The sequence below is a fragment of the Vibrio mangrovi genome (assembly GCF_024346955.1).
GTDB classification, from domain to species: domain Bacteria; phylum Pseudomonadota; class Gammaproteobacteria; order Enterobacterales; family Vibrionaceae; genus Vibrio; species Vibrio mangrovi.
In genome coordinates this window covers 640946-662164 of record NZ_AP024884.1, presented here as the reverse complement: position 1 = coordinate 662164, position 21219 = coordinate 640946, and the positions used below count along the sequence as shown (strand labels likewise).

General features: G+C 44.6%; 17 protein-coding genes and 1 pseudogene. 13 read left to right on the top strand and 5 right to left on the bottom strand.

All coding sequences use genetic code 11. From position 1 onward, the window contains the following. The first annotated feature begins 316 nt into the window (after positions 1–316). Positions 317–856, top strand: a complete 540-nt coding sequence (locus OCU74_RS19175) for a cytochrome b (protein WP_087480782.1) — start codon at positions 317–319, stop codon at positions 854–856. Continuing rightward, positions 853–1422, top strand: coding sequence for a YceI family protein (locus tag OCU74_RS19170; protein WP_087480783.1), 570 nt, complete (start codon positions 853–855; stop codon positions 1420–1422). Before OCU74_RS19175 ends, OCU74_RS19170 begins: the two co-directional genes overlap by 4 nt. Positions 1423–1511: 89 nt before the next feature. Here OCU74_RS19170 and focA read toward each other — a convergent pair. Beyond that, a pseudogene (focA, locus tag OCU74_RS19165) lies at positions 1512–2384 on the bottom strand (formate transporter FocA); the annotation flags it as partial. A 185-nt stretch (positions 2385–2569) separates the two neighbouring features. Between focA and OCU74_RS19160 the strand changes: the two are divergent. Next, positions 2570–3475, top strand: coding sequence for a LysR substrate-binding domain-containing protein (locus tag OCU74_RS19160; protein WP_087481170.1), 906 nt, complete (start codon positions 2570–2572; stop codon positions 3473–3475). Between the two features lie 21 nt (positions 3476–3496). On the opposite strand, the gene OCU74_RS19155 is transcribed toward OCU74_RS19160, so the two are convergent. Beyond that, the gene (locus OCU74_RS19155; RefSeq protein ID WP_087480785.1) at positions 3497–5131 is read right to left on the bottom strand and encodes an ATP-dependent endonuclease; all 1635 of its coding nucleotides are present in this window, start codon (positions 5129–5131) and stop codon (positions 3497–3499) included. A 195-nt stretch (positions 5132–5326) separates the two neighbouring features. Between OCU74_RS19155 and OCU74_RS19150 the strand changes: the two genes are divergently transcribed. Next, on the top strand, positions 5327–7069 hold the full coding sequence (locus OCU74_RS19150) for a bifunctional metallophosphatase/5'-nucleotidase (RefSeq protein WP_087480786.1): 1743 nt from the start codon (positions 5327–5329) through the stop codon (positions 7067–7069). A gap of 645 nt (positions 7070–7714) precedes the next feature. Next, positions 7715–8974, top strand: coding sequence for an OmpA family protein (locus OCU74_RS19145; protein WP_087480787.1), 1260 nt, complete (start codon positions 7715–7717; stop codon positions 8972–8974). 71 nt (positions 8975–9045) lie between these two features. Here the strand turns inward: OCU74_RS19145 and OCU74_RS19140 are convergent, their stop codons facing one another. After that, on the bottom strand, positions 9046–9615 hold the full coding sequence (locus OCU74_RS19140) for a PhnA domain-containing protein (protein ID WP_087480788.1): 570 nt from the start codon (positions 9613–9615) through the stop codon (positions 9046–9048). A gap of 262 nt (positions 9616–9877) precedes the next feature. On the opposite strand from OCU74_RS19140, the gene OCU74_RS19135 reads away from it, so the two are divergent. The 3 genes from OCU74_RS19135 (at position 9878) to OCU74_RS19125 (ending at position 13205) form a co-directional block, all read left to right on the top strand. Beyond that, positions 9878–10300: a hotdog fold thioesterase gene (locus OCU74_RS19135; protein WP_087480789.1), complete on the top strand. Its 423-nt coding sequence runs from the start codon at positions 9878–9880 to the stop codon at positions 10298–10300. Positions 10301–10389: 89 nt separating this feature from the next. Beyond that, the gene (locus OCU74_RS19130; RefSeq protein WP_087480790.1) at positions 10390–12081 is read left to right on the top strand and encodes an SgrR family transcriptional regulator; all 1692 of its coding nucleotides are present in this window, start codon (positions 10390–10392) and stop codon (positions 12079–12081) included. A 230-nt stretch (positions 12082–12311) separates the two neighbouring features. Further along, positions 12312–13205, top strand: a complete 894-nt coding sequence (locus OCU74_RS19125) for a LysR substrate-binding domain-containing protein (RefSeq protein ID WP_087480791.1) — start codon at positions 12312–12314, stop codon at positions 13203–13205. Between the two features lie 38 nt (positions 13206–13243). Here the strand turns inward: OCU74_RS19125 and OCU74_RS19120 are convergent, their stop codons facing one another. Then, positions 13244–15967, bottom strand: a complete 2724-nt coding sequence (locus tag OCU74_RS19120; protein ID WP_087480792.1) for a bifunctional acetate--CoA ligase family protein/GNAT family N-acetyltransferase — start codon at positions 15965–15967, stop codon at positions 13244–13246. Positions 15968–16182: 215 nt separating this feature from the next. Here OCU74_RS19120 and OCU74_RS19115 point away from each other — a divergent pair, with 215 nt between their 5' ends. After that, positions 16183–16749: an SPOR domain-containing protein gene (locus OCU74_RS19115; RefSeq protein WP_087481171.1), complete on the top strand. Its 567-nt coding sequence runs from the start codon at positions 16183–16185 to the stop codon at positions 16747–16749. A gap of 197 nt (positions 16750–16946) precedes the next feature. Beyond that, positions 16947–17957, top strand: coding sequence for a D-alanine--D-alanine ligase (locus tag OCU74_RS19110; RefSeq protein ID WP_087480793.1), 1011 nt, complete (start codon positions 16947–16949; stop codon positions 17955–17957). Here the strand turns inward: OCU74_RS19110 and OCU74_RS19105 are convergent. Further along, on the bottom strand, positions 17941–18906 hold the full coding sequence (locus OCU74_RS19105) for a tyrosine-type recombinase/integrase (protein WP_087480794.1): 966 nt from the start codon (positions 18904–18906) through the stop codon (positions 17941–17943). The genes OCU74_RS19110 and OCU74_RS19105 overlap by 17 nt on opposite strands. 101 nt (positions 18907–19007) lie before the next feature. Here OCU74_RS19105 and OCU74_RS19100 point away from each other — a divergent pair, with 101 nt between their 5' ends. The 3 genes from OCU74_RS19100 (at position 19008) to OCU74_RS19090 (ending at position 21107) form a co-directional block, all read left to right on the top strand. Next, positions 19008–19382, top strand: a complete 375-nt coding sequence (locus tag OCU74_RS19100) for a DUF3319 domain-containing protein (protein ID WP_087480795.1) — start codon at positions 19008–19010, stop codon at positions 19380–19382. A 6-nt stretch (positions 19383–19388) separates the two neighbouring features. Then, the gene (yciH, locus tag OCU74_RS19095) at positions 19389–19700 is read left to right on the top strand and encodes a stress response translation initiation inhibitor YciH (protein ID WP_087480796.1); all 312 of its coding nucleotides are present in this window, start codon (positions 19389–19391) and stop codon (positions 19698–19700) included. A 261-nt stretch (positions 19701–19961) separates the two neighbouring features. Then, complete coding sequence (locus OCU74_RS19090) at positions 19962–21107, top strand: iron-containing alcohol dehydrogenase (protein ID WP_087480797.1); 1146 nt, start codon at positions 19962–19964, stop codon at positions 21105–21107. Positions 21108–21219 lie beyond the last annotated feature (112 nt).

Here is a 21219-nt window from a genome sequence, read left to right as displayed (position 1 = left end):
TATTATCTTCCGGAGGAATCTACACTTGAATATCTTGAGCTTTTGTGACGTTTTTATCGCATTTGTGCTGTGGCGATTGAGGAAGAAGAAAAGTTTTGTAACAAAATAAGCACTTTTTATTACATTCCTTGCTATGCGCAGGCTAGCGTATGCTTGGTGTTCAAAGAATTAGAACATCTTCATCAATTTATTTGGGTATTCGTTGCCGATGTTATCAGAAATACTCGCCACAACGAGGTTGGGAATGCGAATTATTCCTGATGTCGTGGGAGCAATAATGATGTCATGGAAGCAATAATAATGAGGAAGGGCCATTATGAGCACCGATGTAAAAAACTATAACGCTGTTGCCAGAATGATGCACTGGTTATCGGCAATTGTCATCATAGGGATGTTTACTGTTGGTGTCTGGATGGTTGATTTGTCTTATTACAGCACTTGGTACCACGAAGCACCTTTCTGGCATAAATCTGTAGGGATGCTTTTGGCTTTTCTGACAATATTCCGAGTTGTCTGGAAAGCATCAACAGCTTCACCAAAAGTGACAGGGTCTCGTTTTGAAAAGGTTGCATCGAAAGCCGTTCATCATGCGATGTATCTTGATTTATTCATTATCTTTGTCTCTGGCTATCTGATTTCTACCGAAGATGGCCGGGGAATTGATATTTTTCACTGGATTACAATTCCTGGTGCTGGCTTGCTCTTTAAAGGGCAGGCTGATTTGGCCGGAGTTGTTCATGAAATTGCAGCCTGGACACTGATTATTATGGCAGTTCTTCATGTTCTGGCTGCTTTGCAGCACCACTTTATTTCTAAAGATGACACGCTACGAAAAATGATAGGAGCCTCTAAATGAAGAAAGCATTACTAGCGACAGGGTTAGCATTAACGACGTCTTTATCTTTTGGCGCCGCCGCTGCCGATTATGTAATCGATACGGAAGGAGGCCATGCATCAATTAACTTTAAAGTCAGCCATCTGGGTTATAGTTACATTCAGGGACGTTTCAACCAGTTCGACGGAACCTTTTCTTATGATCCGGAGAATATGACCGCATCGAATGTTCAGGTCAGTGTCGATACGACTTCGCTGGATTCGAACCATGCCGAGCGTGATAAGCATCTGCGTGGCGGAGAATTTATTGATGCCGGTAAATACGCTACGGCCGTGTTTAAAAGTACCGGGATTGTCGATCAAGGCAATGGCCAGTTCACTGTGAATGGAGATCTGACATTGCATGGGCAAACCAAGCCAATCAGTATTGATGCGAAACTAATTGGTGCGGGAGCTGATCCGTGGGGTGGAGAACGTGCCGGTTTTGAAGGGACGACAACTTTGCAACTGGCAGATTTCGGTATTAAGGCGATGGGAATGGTCGATACCGTTGATATGCAGCTTTATGTTGAAGGTATTAAACAGTAATTCGATGCTGCTGAATATAAAGAAAAGCCTCTCACAGAGAGGCTTTTTTGATCGGATTACTTACAGAGTTATGCTTTATTTTCAATCACTTCAGTATGATTAACCGGAGTTTCTTTCTTTTGATATGGATGGCTGAAGATAAACCAGTTGGCGAGTCCGACAAAGAAAGCACCACCAACAATGTTCCCCAGAGTTACAGGGATCAGGTTGGCAAACACAAAATGAGAGATGGTCAGGTCAGCATACTGGCTGGCATCGGTTCCGACAGCATGCCAGAAAGTATCCGGCGCAAACGTCTGAATCGCAATTCCCAGTGGAACCATAAACATATTCGCAACACAGTGTTCAAAGCCTGAAGAGACAAAAAGGGCTACTGGTAAAATAGTCATCAGTGCTTTAGTTGCTGCATTTTTTGAGCTGAATGTCAGCCAGACGGCAAGACAAACCAGCAGGTTACACAGGATTCCCAATGCGAACGCCTGAATAAATGTATGGTGAAGTTTGTGCTGAGCAATGTTGAGTGCGTTGAGTCCCCATTGTCCGTGAGCACCACTATATAAACCGGCAGCCATGACTAAAACCAGCAGGAACATGGCACCAAAGAAGTTACCGACATATACCTTTCCCCAGATAGACAGCATCTGAGAGGTATTGATCTCTTTATTGGCTCTGGCAATGATGGTTAGTACCGAGCTGGTGAATAATTCTCCGCCGCAGATGACAACCAGAATCAGACCAAGGCTGAAAGCAATGCCTCCGGCCAGTTTTGCCAGTCCCCAGGGAATATCGGAGGAGCCGGTTGTGACTGTAATGTAAAAAACAAATGCAAGCCCGATAAACAGGCCAGCCATCATCCCGAGTCCTAAAATCGTCCCTGTTGATTTCTTGGTTTTACTACTTGCGTAATGTTCTGCTTCAACCATCATTTCAGCAGGAGTTAAGTAATCGGTATTGTTCGCCATATGCGCTCTCCAGATACAACTCTAAGCGTTAAATCGTGTGCTACTGCACATTCCTGAGCGTAGAGTACCTAATTTTACGCCATACGGTAAATTGGTAATTCTGAAGATAACTATCAATTTGATTGATAGTTGCAGTAAGCCCCGTAAAATAAAGCAAATAGTACGTCATAACGATGGGAAAGTCGGTGAGATATACATTAAAACAGATCGCGGTCTTTGATGCGATTGCAGAATATGGCAGTGTCAGTCAGGCGGCGGACTATTTGTCACTGACACAATCGGCAACCAGCATGTCTTTATCGCAGCTGGAAAAAGTGCTGGGACGTTCTTTATTTGAGCGGCAGGGAAAACAGATGCGCCTGACTCATTGGGGTGAATGGCTCAGGCCACGGGCCAAACGCCTGTTACAGGATGCCAGACAGATAGAAACCGGGTTTTCCGAATTACAGGGGATTAGTGGAGAGCTGACAATATGTGCCAGTCAGACTCCGGCAGAACACCTGCTTCCTGAACTGGTCAGTTCACTGGATCGCATCTACCCTGATGTCCGGGTAAAAGTCAGCGTAAAAAGTTCGCATAATGTGATTGAGGATGTATTGAGCTACCGGAGTGATCTGGGGATTATTGAGGGACGTTGCGATGATCACCGGTTACGTCAGGAAATCTGGTGTAACGATCATCTGACTATCGTTGCATCAGCCGATCATCCCTATGCCGCACTACCGTCCGTGAGTTTTGAGTTACTGGAGCAGGCACGCTGGGTCTTACGGGAACCCGGATCAGGAACCCGGATGGTGTTTGAAAGTGCGATTCATCCTCATCTGCATCAATTAGATGTATGGCGGGAGTATGACTTTGTTCCGGTTCTTTGCAGCCTGACGGCACATTCGGATTATCTGACCTGTCTGCCTTATCTGGAAGTGAAACCGCTAATTGAGAGTAAACAGTTAGTTGCTTTAAATGTGCCGCAACTGAAAATGGATCGCAGTTTATCTTTTGTCTGGCGTGCCGACATCGGCGAACACCCGTTGATTGATTGTGTCAGAGAAACCGGCCTGCGTATGGTTGAAGGCCGCTCTCAGCTTTCATAATACCTGATACCGGTGGACGGCTCAGGTATTGCCTTTTGCCATAGTGACGATCCGCTTCAGGGTTTGTCTGAGCAGATGCGGAATGCACACGACATCCCGCTGCTCACAATAGGAAACAATCGCCAGAGCTAAATCGGGTTTTGCGTATTTTTTCAGCACCCGGGTTACGACTTTTTTGGCCGGTATCGGGTGATCGTGAGGAATTCTGAGCATATCTTTAAAGAAAAATTCGAATCCGTGGTTATATAAGAAGTGCTCAATGTCCCGGTCCGGTAATTCGGTCAGACGATGCAGTATCTGATCATGTCCCAGTTGTGAATGAACCGTTGCCGCATATTTTTTCCCGGCGGAATCCCCATCTGTGACAACATGCCAGTCGATGCCGAATGCTTTTGCAACTTTGATCAGTGACTTCAGTCCGGATTGAGCAAATTCAATGATCTGTATGCCTTCGGCCATCAGATCATAACCACACTGACGTGCCAGTTCACTGAATAGCCAGACTTCCGTTTCACCTTCTACCAGTAACCAGCAGCGGGCAAACAGGGCGCTGGAACGATGGAAGCGGATGTGAAAACCGATGCGGCGCAGATCATCCTGAGAAAGCATTTTTTCCGGTACGGACAGCGCTTTGGTTTTGTCTGACATTCTGACCAGACGCCTGATTGAGTAGAGTGGCACCGCAGCAAGCAGTTCTCCACTATTGGTGGTCAGAATTTTTTGCATCGGCAGCAATTGCAGAATTGTCCAGGCACGGGCCAGATGCGTCGGGTGCAGGCGACCTTCCGGATCTTCAATAATCAGAATCGGTCTGGCACACCGGCGGAGATCGGTCGGTCCTTTCGCCTGTAGATAGGAATTTAACAGTCGCATCAGCAGAAGGCGGCTCTGACGGTTTTTCGTTTCTTCAATATACTGAACGAAAGTTTTTTCTGATGACGGGGAAGCGTATACCAGACTGGTTCTCTCGTAAGCCGGCTTCTTTTTACTCCGGCTTTTAAATGAAAAATAGTGTTCAACCAGAGCATTCATCGCATTGAGGCTGCTTTTTATTTCTCCTTTATTTACATGTCCGGGAGTTGCCAGCAAACGGCGGCAGGTATTGTTAATTCTTTTTTCTATTCTGGCATTTTTCCCCTGATTGATACCATTGGCCGAGATCTGGAGACGGCGGGAGTCTCTGAGCCGTAGCACCGGGTGTAAACTGCTTAGCTCTTGCGCAAGTTTTTCTGAATGATGAAGTTTGAGTGGTTCACCATCCAGATCCAGAAAGTGATGAACCGTGGTAATTCTGTCATGTTCACGGGTACCACTGATCCGGTAAATGATCCGGTTGAATCCCCGGGGCGCCGGTTGCCAGATAGGTTTTAGCTTGCGGTAACGGCCGGATTTCGGTTCATTTTTTTCCGTGGTAATAAAGCAGAGCACAATTTGCAGATGTTGCGTCCGGGGCTGGGAAATAGCGTAGTTGACATGAAAGTCCTGGAGTGAGAAATGATACAGGCTGCCATCAGGCGGGAGAGCAATACTGAGCGCGTCCAGAAGCGAAGATTTCCCCCAGGTATTCTCTCCGATAAGTGTTGTGAGCTCTTCTAAACTAAGCGATAAACGGCGGATTCCTCGGAAACCGGATACTTCAACTCGCTCTAAATGCATAGGCATCTTCCCAGAGATAGCGTCATGTTTAAAGAATAATATAAAAAGCCAGAGATACTAGTTACTTACATCACAGATGGACAATATCTACACGACAACTGTCTTTTCATACAGAAAAAGTTTGAACTCTATTTCACAAATGCGTGTGAATCTGTCATGATTTTTCACCCATGATATAAAAAATTTTCTGAGTTTATGCATCATCACCAGCCACTTTCCATGACCATCGCTCATCTGAATGATACACACTCGTACTTTGAGCCTTCATCGTTGCAACTTGAACTGACCGTTCGCCATGAGAAGATTTCACCGTATGTCAGTGCCGGTGGTTTCGCCCGGATTGCGACCAGGGTCAATCAGTTGAAGGGTGAAGCCCGGAGTGATGAGCGTCATTTCTTGTTACTCCATGCAGGGGATTGCTTTCAGGGCACATTATATTTCTCGCTGTTCAGGGGAGAAGCCAATGCAACCCTGCTCAACGAGCTGGGTGTTGATGCCATGGTGCTGGGAAACCATGAATTGGACCTGGGAAACGAAGCGGTCGCCCATTTTGCCCGGAATATCGATTTCCCGTTACTGGCCGGCAACTGGGATTTAAGTCAGGAGTTACAGGAAAAACCACATCGCCTGTCTGAACAGAACAATGTTTACCGGTATGATGTCCGTCAGCAGACAGCTCAGTGGCTGGTCCGGGAATATGGGCAAGAGTCCGTTGCGATCTTTGGTCTGACACTTGATCGGATGGATGACATCTCAAATCCGGATGCTGATACGCCGTTTGTGGCAGCGCTGGATGTTGCCCACCGGACAGTCAAAGCGATTCAGGACAGTGGAATAAATAAGATTATCCTGCTGAGTCACCTTGGGTATGAGGTGGACCTGCAGCTTGCTGAATCAGTGACCGGCATCAGCCTGATTGTTGGCGGACATAGCCATGTTTTGCAAGGTGATCTTGCGGATATCGGCCTGTCCTGTGAGGATCCTTATGGGATCAGAGTAAAAGAAACCTATATCGTGCAAGCCGGATGTCATGCTTTGGCTCTGGGGCATTGCCACATTGATTTCGATGTATCAGGAAAAGTCGTTCGGTTTCAGGGGAGAAATGAGCTATTAATCGGCAGGCGTCTGTTTGTTGATGCTGCCAGACAGTCTCCGGGCAGTGACTGGCGACATCAGCATGCCTGTGATTATCTGGAACAACACCCGCTGATTTGTGTCTGCGGCAAAGACTCACGTATTCAGGATATCTTGAATTCGCATTATCTTCCGGTTGTCCGGCAGCAACAGACCAAAGAAGTCGTGACGTTGACACAGCCATTATTTCATACCCGGATTCCCGGAGAGAATGGCGGGAGTGAAATTGCGCCACTGGTTGCCCGGGCTTTCTTTTATGCGATGCATAAGCGTGAACATCCGGTCCAGTTTGCTGTTCATAATGCCGGGGCAGTGCGTTGCTCTTTGCCGACCGGCATACTGACAGTTGCCGATATTGCCGGTAATTTATTGCCATTTGCGATTCCCATCGGTGTTTATTATGTCACAGGAGCGACCCTGAAAAGTTTTCTTGAAGGTGCTATTGATAACGCATTAGGTTACCGGGCCGAAAGTACCGGGACCGGCAGCTATCCTTATTGTTATGGTCTGGATTTCCACTATCAGGCAGAAATGCCTGCCGGGGAGCGGATTCAGGAATTGAAAGTCCATCAGGACGGCAATTGGATATCTGTTTGTGATTCAAGTGTTTATTGTGGTACATCATCAGCATATACCATGAAAGGTAAAGAAGGTTATGAAGCAATCCTTGAGATGGTCCAGCCCGGAATGGTATCGAATGTATCGATGGCCGATGCGTTAATCGAGATGCTTCAGGATAAACCGGACTGGATTCACCTGTCAGACGGAGCTGTTCCGACAGCTCAGGCTCATGATTTGGCCTAACGGATATGCCGGTATATTCTGTAATGGCATCATCTTTGCTTATTCTACTGTGTCTGAGTCACCTCATACGTGAGGAGGGAATATGTGGCACAAAGATTGGGTTGATGCGCTGGTGGTTGTCAGTTGGGTGAGTATCTGGTCATTACTGGTTTACTTTCTTCCATACTCAGGGATTTGAATCTGTCGGTTATCATGACCGGCAGATGTTCCCGGTAAACACTATCGTTTTCCGTTTTCATTAAAAATATCGTTTTTATTAAATAGATGAATAGATGAACTGAACCGGGCAGCTATTTATTTTGTCTGGATAGCTGCTTTGTGTATACCCGGTAAGTTCATCAGTACATCATATTTCTTCAGCAGAAGTTATCTGCCTTTAAATTCATTTATATAGAATTGGAATCAATATCTCACTTTCAATAGTATTCTGCGGAATTGGCCAAAAAATCATGCAGAAACAGCAAATATCAAACGAATTATGCTTGCCTAAACAGGTGATCTCTTTAAGATCAGTCCGTTGTTTTTCATATCTTTGCTAGGTATATATTCATAATGACTACACAAAAAATAAGTGAATCCATATCCATTATTTCTAAGGTTGGGTTCTTTCTCGGCGCAGTGATAATATTGATATATTGCTCAATTATGGGGTTCTATCCTCAGGGACTTACATTAGGAGATGGATTATTCATCTGTTTTGTATTTATCTCATTTGGGTTTTTAGCTGCATTATTTATCTTTTTATTTTCAGTTTCGTCCCTGTCGCTGATCAATACGCTGATCTTTCTGGTTAAGCTTCCGTCTTTTATTTTTAAAACCTTGTCGATGACAAAAAAAGAGAAACATCTGCGACAAATGGTTTTTGGCGGGATGATCAAAAACTTTATCAAAGATCACGGGATTGGCTCGATTTCCCTGCTGGGTCTTTTGTGGTTGATTCCACTGGTTTATATTCTTTCTCATTATGCGACCGTAAGTGACTTAGACTGGTTTTCAACGGTACTGATGTTCACACCACTGCTTTATTGTGGTATCGCCAGTAAGATGTATATCAACCATAAAGATAAGAATATTTTTAATAGTCTGGTGACCGTGTTTATTTTATTAACACCTTTCATGCTGGTACCGGGACTGTTCAAATATACATTGTATACGGCAATGGAAAATATGGGTGTCAGAGACAGTCATGTCTCGGTTTATGTCGACAAGCAGTACATTCCGTTGATTCAGAATATTATCGACGAAAACGATCTGAGTGATTATCAGGTGACTTCTGTCGATGACAGTTTCAGCAAAATTGATAATGTGAATGTTATTTTCACCGGAGCAGGGGACAAAAGTCTGCTTAGCCTTGCGAATAAACGGGTGACAGCTAACTTTGTATTGCCGTCCGATGCATTTTATACAGAGAAATCACAACTGAATCACGACCTGAACAGTTTAATTGAAGCGATTAAGTCCAGTAGCTCGGATGCATTTAAGCAAAACCGGGTATCATTTGATTATCACCGGATGACACTGGATTTTGGCTCATATGGTTATTTTAAAGTCGGAGAGTCTGCAGTTTCACCAAGATTTGAAGCGGCAATTACTTCAACACTAAATCCATTATTTGATGTCCTTTCACAGTATCCGGATCAGATTAAGTCTCTGGAAGTGATCGGCTTGTCCAGTGAAGAATGGAAAGGTTCGAAAGATGATCTGGATGCTTATAAGTATAATTATGACCTCTCGGTGAAAAGGGCTCTGGCCGTTTCTAATGTCTTGTTTGAAAGTGAGACACTACAGCCTTATGGTCAATGGCTCAGTAACAAACTGGTGATTCGCGGAGAGTTATCTCAACAGGATGGACGGGACAGAAAATCAGACCGGAGAGTCGTGATTAAGCTGAACCTGAATCAGTAACATTGTTGATATAAAAACCCCGGAACCAAGATTTTGTTTCCGGGGTTTTATTGTTTATCCGGGGCAGAAAATTATTTCTTACGGCAGTACTCAGCAATGACATACATTGCCTGACCGTTCACTTTACCCTGAATATGTTTGGCATCATCAGCAGAAACATTGATATTTCTGACCACAGTTCCCTGTTTGATGACCTGACTGGAACCTTTAATCGGCAGATCTTTGATGATAGTAACATCATCGCCTTTTTTCAGTTCAACGCCGTTGACGTCAAGTGGCTTATCTGCGTCGTCGTCCATGCCGATTTCTGCCCAGGTTTTGGTTTCGTCTTCAAGGTACATCATGTCGAGCAGATCATGTGCCCAGGTTTCTGACTCAGATAAACGCTTCAGTTGACGCCATGCAACAACCTGAACAGCTGGAGTCTGGCTCCACATACTGTCATTCAGGCAACGCCAGTGATTCGGGTCGGTTGCTTCCGGATTTTCGATTTGGGTTTTACAGGTTTCACAGAGCATCACTGCATGATCGACTGTAATTTGTGTATGTGGTGCAACAACAAATGGTTGAAGCGGGGATGTTGCTGAACATAGTTCACACTTTGATTCACAACGTTCAAGCAGCGCTGATTCTGTTGCCATATGATTAGACTCCTGTAAAAAACAAGTGCGTATTATCCACGCTGTGAAGATAATTTAAAGTTTTTTATCCACTCAGCATATAGTTTTAGAGAGAATCATCGGATAGAGTGCTGGTGGCAAACTGGTTCCGTAGCTGCTCTGCGTTACATTATTCTGCTATAGCATACAATCTGTTTATAGCATGCATCATGACAGTCATGATATTTTCTGAACTTGAATCTTCGGGTTCATTGACCCTTACATCCATTTTAAAAGGTATATTATGAGTATCTGGAAAAGGCCGATCGATATCGATTTATTGAATCAAACTTCTGTCAATACCATGATTGAACACTTGGGAATTGTGTATACGGAGGTCTCTGATTCTACGGTTTCGGCCACAATGCCGGTCTGTCATTTTACCCATCAGCCGCTGGGTATGTTACACGGTGGCGCATCTGTTGTTCTGGCGGAAACTCTGGGCTCGGTGGCGGCGAATTTTTGTGTTGGTGAAGATTCTTACTGCGTCGGTCTGGATATTAATGCCAATCACATTCGGGCACTCAGAAGCGGAACAGTTACAGGCATAGCTCAGCCTATGCATATCGGGGTTTCAACTCAGGTATGGCAGATCAATATTCAGGATGAACGAGGCAGATTAGTTTGTACCTGTCGTCTGACGATTGCAGTGAAAAAGAAAAAATAGCAACAATATGCTGACTATATTTGCAGAAACGGGAAAAATAGGGAAATATAGAACCATGAAAAATATGATCCATTTCCCCATTTATTCCTATGAGTAGTCCAAGGTTACGCGTCCAGTTTGAGACGCTATTCGAACACTTTGAAGGGCAAAACACCGAAGTTCGTCTGGAAGATGTCACGGACATTCTGTTCTGCACCCGACGCAATGCCCGTATTGTCCTGAATAAAATGGAAGAAGAAGGCTGGATCGAATGGCATCCTGCTGCCGGTCGGGGAAAACTATCGCATCTGATTTTTAAGAGAAGCCGGAGCGATGTCAGTGAAAATCTGGCCAGGCGATATCTTGAAGAAGGAAAATTCGGTCAGGCGCTTTCGGTTCTGGATCAGAATGCAGCCAAGCTTACCCAAGTGATTCAAAGCTATCTTGGCGTTCAGCATCAGCAAGGGCTTCAGGTTGTCCGGCTGCCGTATTATCGTCCGTTGTCTATGCTGAATCCCCGTAAGCAGATGCGGCGTTCAGAGCAACATATTGCCCGGCAGGTATTCAGCGGCCTGACGACATTAGATGAGAATGAAACATTACAGCCAGATCTGGCTCATAGCTGGCAGAGCCTGTCTGAGAAGCACTGGCGATTTTATTTACGTCCTGGTGTCCGGTTCCACAATGGTGAACAGCTCACTTCTGAACTGGTTGTGGATAGCCTGCGGGAGTTGCAGTGTTTTCGCCTGTTTGAGCACATTGATGATGTCACAACTCCGGGAGATTGGGTGATTGATATTCATCTCAGTAAGCCGGATGTTCATCTGCCGGTTTTACTGGCAGAAACGTGTGCCAAAATTGTCAGTTCCAGTGTTCAGCAGGACAATGAATTCGATCTGATGCCGGTAGGAACCGGGCCGTTTAAGATTGTTATTAATGATGATAAGCGCTTAATCCTTCAGGCATTTGATGGTTATTTCGGTTATCGTCCATTGTTAGATAAAATTGAAGTTTGCGTTATTGATGAAGCACACTCATCTCTGGTTTTTCCGACTCTAAATACTCCCATCAAAATGAGACGGGGTTCTTCACGGGAAGATGTTGATTTGGACCCGGGATGTATATATCTGCAACTGAACCGAAAAGACGGAATTGCTCAGGATCAAGTGTGGGCGGAATACCTGAGCAGCAAACTGAGTGCATTGAGCTTGTTTAAGCTCTTCCCTGAAGAGACCGTTGTTGAATGGGGAATGCTACCGGCGCATGGTCTGAAACCGGGCTGGTATCATCATCGTCCCGGCAGACAGCCGATTGTTCCTCCTGTCTCACGTCCACTCAGGATCGCTTATCACGCACGGCATCCGATGTTTCCTCATTTAATTGAGGTCATTCAGACGCTATTAAATCAGGATGGGATTCAGGTTGAGCTGATGACTTATGAACATTCGGTGCAGGTTATGCAGGATGTTGATATCTGGATTAAAGCGATGGGAATCTCGAACCATCGTGATGATGCGCTGGCTGGCTGGCTGCTGAACTATTCCGATGTCAGTGAAACAAGTCAGCCGCAGGATTTTGCTTACTGGCAGCAGTTGATTGATTTCTGGCGGGCCGGAAACAGTCAGATTTTCCCGGCGAAAGAAATCGGCAAATCTCTGATTGAAAAACATCAGATTGTTCCATTATTCCATAGCTGGCTCGGGGTGAGCCATGACCAGTGTGGTGCTCTACAAAATGCTAAATGCAATGCATTAGGATGGTTTGATTTTTGCCGGGTGTGGGTCAAACCGGAACTTGACTAGAAGCATTCGTTTTAGGCTTGTTTTTACCGGAATTTGTATCAATGCCAACACAAATAAGATGCCGCAGATTAGAATACTGCCATGATATCAGAGCCGCTTGCTCATGTGTTGTGCATAAAAAGTGACGATTGCTGAATGAGGTGGGTTCATACGTCACAGTATTACAGTTTGTCTGATACTGAACCTGTCTGGGTTCTGTTTTCAAGAACATAGTTTTAAGGAAACTTATTTTGCATAGTCCTATCACATTAGAAGCGCTTTATATTCTCGATGCAATTGAACGGCGTGGCAGCTTTGCCGCCGCCGCTCATGAAATGAACCGGGCGCCGAGTTCCCTGAGTTACCAGATTCAAAAGCTGGAACAAGATCTGGATATCATCATTTTCGATCGTTCGGGTCATAAAGCCAGTTTCACAGATGCCGGCCGCCTGTTGCTTGATCATGGTCGGCGTATCCTCTCGGAAACCGACAAACTGGTGAATGATGCCACGGTTCTGGCGAATGGCTGGGAACTGGATATTACTCTGGCATATGATGGTATTATCCCGGTTGATAATTTCTTCCCTTTAGTCGAAGCGCTCGGTAATGTCAGTAAGACCAGAGTTCGTCTTCAGGAAGAAATTCTGGCCGGATGCTGGGAATCACTGGCAACGGATCGGGCTGACTTACTGATTTGTCCTCGTCTTGAAACGATGCCTCATGATGTCAAAGTTGAGTCGCTGGGGAGGATGTCTTTTGTCTGGGTTGCAGCTTCCGGGCATTATGTTCACAAGCGAAGTGGTGCTTTTGATGAAAGTGCAAGACAGAAATACCGTATTATTGCCATCGCGGATACTGCCAGAGAACAGCCGCCGATTAGTGTTAATATTTTGCAGAAACAGCCCCGGCTGACAGTGACAAACTTTGCCGCTAAATGTCAGGCGCTGACGAATGGACTTGGGATTGGTACATTACCTAAATCGGTTGCTGATCCTTTGATTGAAGCAGGTAAGCTACAAATGATCCACGGGACAGAAACCCAAGAAGCGGAACTGGTTCTGGCCTGGCGCCGTAATAAAATGGGAGAGGCCAAATCCTGGTGTATCCAGTATTTGAAGAGCCACTGGAATCAGAACATGATGTAAAGCCAGTGACGGTTTACCCGTCACTGCTTATCTGTCCGTTATTCATCATCCCTTGTTTCACTGTTAGTCTCGTTATCAGGGTTCAACTGAAGTTGCATTTCAGCGGTGCCATCATCAAAGTGCACTTCTACCTGAAATCCGAGTTTTTGAGCCAGTGATAGCATACCGCGGTTACTTGGCATGGTGATTCCGGAGATTTGCCCGGTACCTTTGGCTTTACAGTATGCGATGATTTTTCGCATGAGTATCTGACCAAGTCCCTGACCTTTTAAATCAGAACGGATGAGAATTGCAAACTCTGCATTACTGTTGTCCGGAGTAATCAATGCTCTGGATACGCCGATTATTTCATGCTGTGGTGAAGATCTGACCGCGACAAAAGCCATTTCCCGGTCATAATCGATTTGGGTCATATTTGCCAAAGCTTCATGATTAAATTCACCGACTTCAGTAAAAAAACGTTTGTACAGATCTTCTTTTGAAACTTTGCTGATGAATTCAGCATGATCGGGTTCATCTTCCGGAAGAATTGGCCGGATTAAGATCGATTCCTGATTTTTCATGACCGTATGTTCTTCCAGCTCTGACGGATACGGGCGGATCGCCAGTCGTTGCTGGGCATCTCCATGATAGGGCTTGAGAGTTAAGTCTGCATCCAGAATGGTAAACTGATGGCCGTTGACCAGCAGTGGATGAATATCCAGTTCATGAATTTCCGGGCATGCCTCGATTAACTGTGAAAGCCGGACCAAAAACTTGGAGAGTCCGGCAATATCAATCGGAACCGGGAGTTTTTGTAAACGGATCTTGTTGTTTTTTATTGCCTGAACGATCAAATATCTTGCCAGTGTCATATTCAACGGGGGAAGGGCAGCCTCGGCATCTGTTGCTTCCTGCCATTCTGAGCCTCCCTGACCAATCAGGATCACGGGTCCGAATGTTTCATCATGTTTGACTTTGATTCGCAGTTCTTCACCACCGGCGAGCTTTGCCATCGCCTGCACAACCAATCCATGAATCAGTGCTGCCGGATAAGAAAGACTGACCCGGTCAAGGATTGCCTGTGATGCACTTTCGACTTCATAGCGATTTCTCAGGTTGAGCATTACTCCCTGAACGTCTGACTTATGTGCAATATCCGGAGAGCGTAGCTTTACCGCAACCGGATAGCCGATAGTTTCAGCAATATGAACGGCTTCGCTGCTGTCTTGCGCCATCCAGGTCGGAAGTACATCAAATTCAAAGCACTTTAATAAATCGCCAATCTGGTGGGTATCGAGTAATACAGTTGGCTGGTTGGTTTGTTCGAGTTGATAATTAATCCATTCCTGCGCTTTCTGAATTTGTTCAGGTGGCAGAGAGTCGGCAGTTGTTGGCGTTTCCATCAATTGTTTTTGGTTACGCTTATATTCTACCATGTGCATAAATGCGATCACCGCGCTTTCCGGTGTCCGGTAAGTCGGAATTCCGGCCTGATAAAAGCGCTGCCGGGCAGCTCTGGCGGTTAATTCCCCAGACCAGTTTGTCAGAATATTGAACTGGCGGTTGCGTGGATGCTGGTTCAGCGCATCAATCACCGCCTGTGCGGTTTGTTCTGACTCTGCAACCGCTGACGGGCAATGCATGATTAAAATTGCATCGGCAACATCTGCGTCCAATACAGCATTCAATGCGGAAACGTAACGTTGGTGGCCTGCGTCACCAACCAGATCAATCGGATTCGCGTGTGACCAGCTTGATGGCAGACTCTGATTCAGTTTCTGGAGAATTTCATCATTCAGCCGAGCCAGTTTACCCCCGCGTTCGAGCAAGGTATCGATCGCCATAATTGCCGGACCACCACCATTGGTAATGATAGCCAGTCGTTCTCCCCGGAGAGGCAGAGGATGGGTTAGTGTTTCAACGGCAGCGAACAATTCATGTGTGTTTTGAACACGTAACATCCCGCTACGGCGGATAGCTGAGTCATAAATAATATCTAATGTATCGATTCCACCGGTATGTGCTTTGGCGGCTTTTCTTCCTTCCAGAGTTCTTCCACCTTTCAGAACCAGAATCCTTCGGTTACGGGAAGCGGCCCGGGCAGCAGAAATAAACCGTCTGGCATCCCGGATTGTATCGATATAGAGCAGAATAGCATCAGTATGCCGGTCTGTACTGAGGTGATCGAGCAGATCGCTGAAATCGATGTCCGATGCATTGCCCAGAGAAATAAAAGCAGAAAAACCGATCTGTTTTTCATTTGCCCAATCCAGAATCGTGGTACACACTGCTGCCGACTGGGAAATAAAGGCAATATTTCCCTGTAGCGCTGCGACCGGCGAAAAAGAAGCATTGAATGAAATCCAGGGGAGAATGATTCCCAGACTGTTCGGGCCAACAATGCGCATATTTGCGGCTTTTGCGATGGCCAGACATTGTTCCTGGATCTGATGTTCTTCCGGGTCATTGGCGTACATATCCGATGAGAGGACGATAACATAAGCGACTTTTTTTTCGGCAAGTTGCCGGAAGAGAGAAATATTTCTTGAAGCGTGCGTACACAGCACCGCGATATCCGGTATGATAGGCAATGAGTCGATGGTTTTGTATGCCAGTACACCACATACAGAGGTGTAACGGGGAGTCACCGGCATCACGGTTCCGTCAAAGTTACCGCTAAGCAGATTCTTCATCACCACATGACCTGCTCTGAGTGGACGATTAGAGGCACCGATAACGGCGACCGATCTGGGCCTTAAAAAATGAGACAGATTGTTCATTTTTATTTCTCACATCAGCAAGGATATCTGTCTGATTATACAATTGGATCGATGAAAGCTGGAATATGGTGAGCAAAACTTGGATATTCGCTTAAAATTGTTTAATACTTTGTGTTTGACATCACATGTTATTCATTTGAATTTATTACCTAAACTTGATTCTAGAGTCGGCTATGGGCATGATTGATACACTCTTTATGAAAGGCACGAAAATTATGGAAAAAAAAGTCATTCTCGGATTGTCTACGTTACTGTTGGCGGCATGCTCTTCTGGTACTTATGTAACGGATGTGACAACTGAAAGTTACCAGGAAGAATATCCCACAGCCAAGATGCAGCAACCGGTTGTTTCTCAACAGGGAACAACGGCTGAAGGTGTGACAGAAATGAATGTGATCCGGACTATGGATCATCCGGCAAAACCTCAGACTGCTTCCCAGCCGAGCCAGAAATCTGTTGCAATTACTCCGCCGACAGCAAAACAAGTCGCGATGAATCCTCGTTTTGGTTACACCATTCAGGTTGTCGCAGTTGGAAGTCAGAATAAAGTTGATGGTTTTGCTTCCAAGTTACCCAAAAATGGTCAGCCAGTCTGGGAAAACTATAAAGTGGTCAATGGTACAAAGTGGTACACGGTTCTCTATGGTGATTTTGCCACACGTGCTGAAGCTCATCAGGCAATTCAGATGTTGCCGGCAGATTTTCGTCAGCTCAAACCTTTTGTAAAAAGTATTGATGCGATCAAAAACTCGGAATATCCGACTTTGAATAAGCTGAATTAAGTGTGAAAAAGGGCCAATGGCCCTTTTTTTGTGTAGATAGTGAACGGTTGGATACTTTTAGAAAGATTAGGTCTACAACTTTATCTGTAATTATCTATGATATAACCCAAGTGATTTTAAGATACAGTTTCTGAGGCGTAGTTATTTTGCGGCGAAGATATAGATGTGTTTAAACTGAAAGGGACTGTGGAAGAATAATGGACCGTATCAATATTTTGTTGCTCTGTGGTGGTGGTTCATCAGAACATGAAGTGTCATTAGTTTCGGCTGATTATGTTCAGGACCAACTGAAAATGAATCCTCGCTTTCATGTTGAACGAATTGAAATGAAGTGCGATGGATGGTTTACCGAAAACGGGCATCTGGCATATTTAGATACCAATGCGGCAACATTAAATACTGACATCAGTTGCCAGAAAATCGACTTTGTTGTGCCATGTATTCACGGTTATCCCGGAGAAACCGGAGATATTCAGTCAATGCTGGAGCTGGCCGGAATTCCATATCTGGGATGTGGCCCTGAAGCGAGCACAAATAGCTTTAATAAGATTACATCTAAACTTTGGTACGATGCTCTGGGGATTCCTAATACACCGTATCTGTTTCTGTCTGAATTGACTGAGCAGGCGATTGAACGAAGTGAGGAAGCATTCCACCGCTGGGGTGCGTTGTTTATCAAAGCGGCCCGTCAGGGATCTTCTGTCGGATGTTACAAGGTCACTGATTTGTCCCAGTTGCGTCAGTCAATTGAGTCTGCATTTCAGTTTTCTGAACAGGTTTTAGTTGAAAAAGCAATCAGACCGAGAGAGCTGGAAGTTGCCGCTTATGAAATTGGTGGTGAACTTTATGTTTCTGCTCCGGGCGAGGTGATTGCTCCTGCCGATGCATTTTATACCTATGAAGAAAAATACAGTGCAGGGAGCCATTCATACACCAAAATTGAGGCTGAGGGGCTGACATCCGAACAACTTTCGGCGATTCGTGAGTATAGCGAAAAAGTGTTCCGTCACATGAAACTGCGTCATCTTGCCAGAATTGATTTCTTTCTGACTCCTGAAGGGCTGGTTTATCTGAATGAAGTCAATACATTTCCGGGTATGACTCCGATATCGATGTTCCCCAAGATGCTAGAAAATAATGGCCATAAGGTTGCTGATTTTCTAGCGGATTGTGTAGAACGTTCGCTGGAAGCTATTTCCAGGGTTTAAACGATTTAAACTGCTGGATTGCAATTTCAGCCTGGTGATGCTTTCCGACATACTGAGAAGGCATCACTGGACTTTGCCAGCGTCCGAATGACTGAATTTCTTTAATTTTCATTCCCTGCTTATATAGCTCTTGGGTGGCTCCAATACGAGTGGACTGGCCTGAAAATTTCAGGTGAGCAATCCCAAGACGTTCTCCTGCATTTCTTAAAATCCGATAGATTGAGGAATCATTTAACTTTTCAGCACCAATATTCTGGTGACGATCGATAGCTCGGAAAACGTAGGAAGAGGTCAGTGTATCGATAAGATTACACCAGCGTTGAATTGCTTGCGAGGCCTGAGGCGAGAGTTGATAGTGATTGTCCCGCAGATGAACCAAGACGACTGATTCCGATTCCAGAGAAAGCTGCCCGATATTCAATTCTCTGAGCTCAGCTCGTTTGAGAATACACTCAAACATCAAATAGTAGATTGCCAAATCCCGGATATCTTTTATATCTTCCGAATTTGAGAGTAATTCATCTAATTGTTCAAGGTGTTCTAAACTGAATGCATCTGCCTGAGCATTATCACCTTTCTTTTCTAACCTCAATGACATCAAGAGTAGGCGAACCTCATGATGAGCAATCGGATCAGGATATCCTATAAGTTTATGGAGTACAGTAATAGTGACAGTGTAACGCCGTAAAGTCGAAAATTTTCTTGTCTGGGACTCTTTTTCAAGAAAAAGACGTATTGTATTCGGAGAAGCAGGGAAGGGCATGACTTGTTGATTCTGACAGAATTCGACAAAGATATTCCAGTCCTTGACCATTGCAAGCAATGAGCTGTTTGAGTACTGATATTGTGTCAGCTCATTTAAGTTATCTTTATGAATAAAAGAGCAAAGTTGTTTTGCATAATCTTCGATTATTGTCTTTTTTGTGATTAAGATTTGTTTTTTCAACATACTAATGCACTATAACTAGATAATTAGTTCTAAATATACTTGATCACATGCCGATTACAATTAATATTATATTAAAAAGACATAAAAGGGCTGAGTAGACTATGGCTGTTGCAACATACCGAGGGTTCACCCTTAAATCTGCCGGTCAATCCACAGAGGTCTGGCAAGTAAAAATAAAGAATCATATTCTTTCCGGCAATAAAGCTGCCGTAAAGAAGAGTATTGACTGGTGGTGTGACACCGCCTCAATTATTGATCCGAAAGAATTCTCTGCCGTAGAGGCAAAAAGAGAACAAGCCACAGGTATGCAAGAACAGTTTGCCGGCTTTACCTTAAAGAATGATACCGGTGAGCCAAACGGCTGGTACTGTATATTTAACGGACGGCTGATTAAAGGCTCTAAACTCGCCATTGAAAAACACATCGAAAAAACAATCCTGGAACTCCGCCAGGCTAAAGCAGCAGCAAAGAAGTAATTGAACATGACATTAGTATATTCCACAGAAGTTGGCCGAATTAAACCAGAAGAACCACAAGCTCCAAGACCAAAAGGAGATGGAATCGTTCGGATTCAAAGACAGACCAAAGGACGAAAAGGCAAAGGTGTCTGTATTATTACTGGCCTTGATCTTGAAGATACAGCATTAAAACTCTTAGCCGCCGAGTTAAAAAAACACTGTGGTTGTGGTGGCTCAGTCAAAGATGGTCATATTGAGATACAAGGAGATGACCGGGATAAAATTAAAGTCTTTCTGGAAAAGAAAGGCCATACTGTCAAACTCGCCGGTGGTTAAAAGCTATGTAAAGAAGCCTTTTGGTGACAGCGTCACATTTAGGCTTCTCTTTCTTTCTCAGAAACACCACTACGTTTTATTACCTTCTCTGGTCGAACACTCTGTGACCCATTTTTCCACCTGTCTGTATAAAAAATATATAGTTACCTCATCTATATAAACTTTCTTGCTTATTAATGACTCATGTCAGTATTTCAGTGCGTCTGTGAGCATATTGTATGCCTAGTCACATTTTCATATGAAAACATATAGGAGATAACTATGAGCATCATGAGATTTTCAGTGCCCCGGGACATTGTCTATGGAGAAGGGGCTTTAGCTGAATTGGCAAAGCTACAGGGCAAAAAAGCTGTCATTGTCACTGGCGGAAGCTCAATGAAAAAATTTGGCTTTTTAGATCAGTGCCAGGATTATTTGTCTCAGGCTGGTATTAGTAGCATTATTATTGATGGCGTTGAGCCGAATCCATCGGTGAAAACCGTATGGCGTGGTGCTGAAGCAATGATCAATTTTGAACCTGACTGGATTGTGGCTATTGGCGGAGGTTCTGCACTTGATGCTGCTAAAGTGATGTGGTGTTTCTATGAACATCCTCATTTGAAATTTGAGGACATTATTGAAGTCGGCTCTATGCCTGCGCTACGGCAAAAAGCAAAGTTTATTGCTATTCCATCAACAAGCGGTACTGCATCTGAAATCACCGCATTCTCAGTAATTACCGATACCGAGAATCACATAAAATATCCGATTGTTGCTGCCGATATGGTGCCTGATATTGCGATTCTGGATCCGAAACTTCCTGAAACCATGCCTGCTCATATTACAGCAAATACCGGAATGGACGTTTTGACTCATGCTGCGGAAGCTTTAGCGTCTACAGCCGCAACATCATTCACAGATCCTTACTCGATAGAAGCAATCAGACTTGTCATAGACAATATTGAGACAGCTTACAAAGAACCAACTCATAAAGAAGCGCGCTATAACATGCACAATGCCTCTGCATTAGCTGGAATGGCATTTACCAATGCATCTCTGGGACTGGTACATTCACTGGCCCATAAGATTGGTGGGGAGTTTGGTGTCACACATGGTCTGGCAAATGCAATTCTTCTTCCTTATATTATTGATTTCAATAAACAATATACTAATAAATATCAATTAGTTGAAAATGTGCTCGGCATCAATGATTTGGCTGAAACCGTCAGAGAACTCAACAGAGCGCTGAATATTCCGACATGTTTTAAAGATTGCGATGAAGTTGATTTTAATGAAGAGAAGTTTACTGAAGTTCTGGCAAGGATGAGTAAACGAGCTCATGGCGACCCATGTACACTGACAAATCCAGGTCAACCGACAGTCGAGGATGTAACAAACTTATACCGTAAAAGCTATTACGGAGAGTAAACCGTCAGACAATCGTAGGAGCGTGGTTAATTACCACGCTCTGTATTCTAAAAGTAGAAGAGGAAACAAACCCGCTTTGTCAAAAGACAGAAACGAAGGGCAATGGATTGAA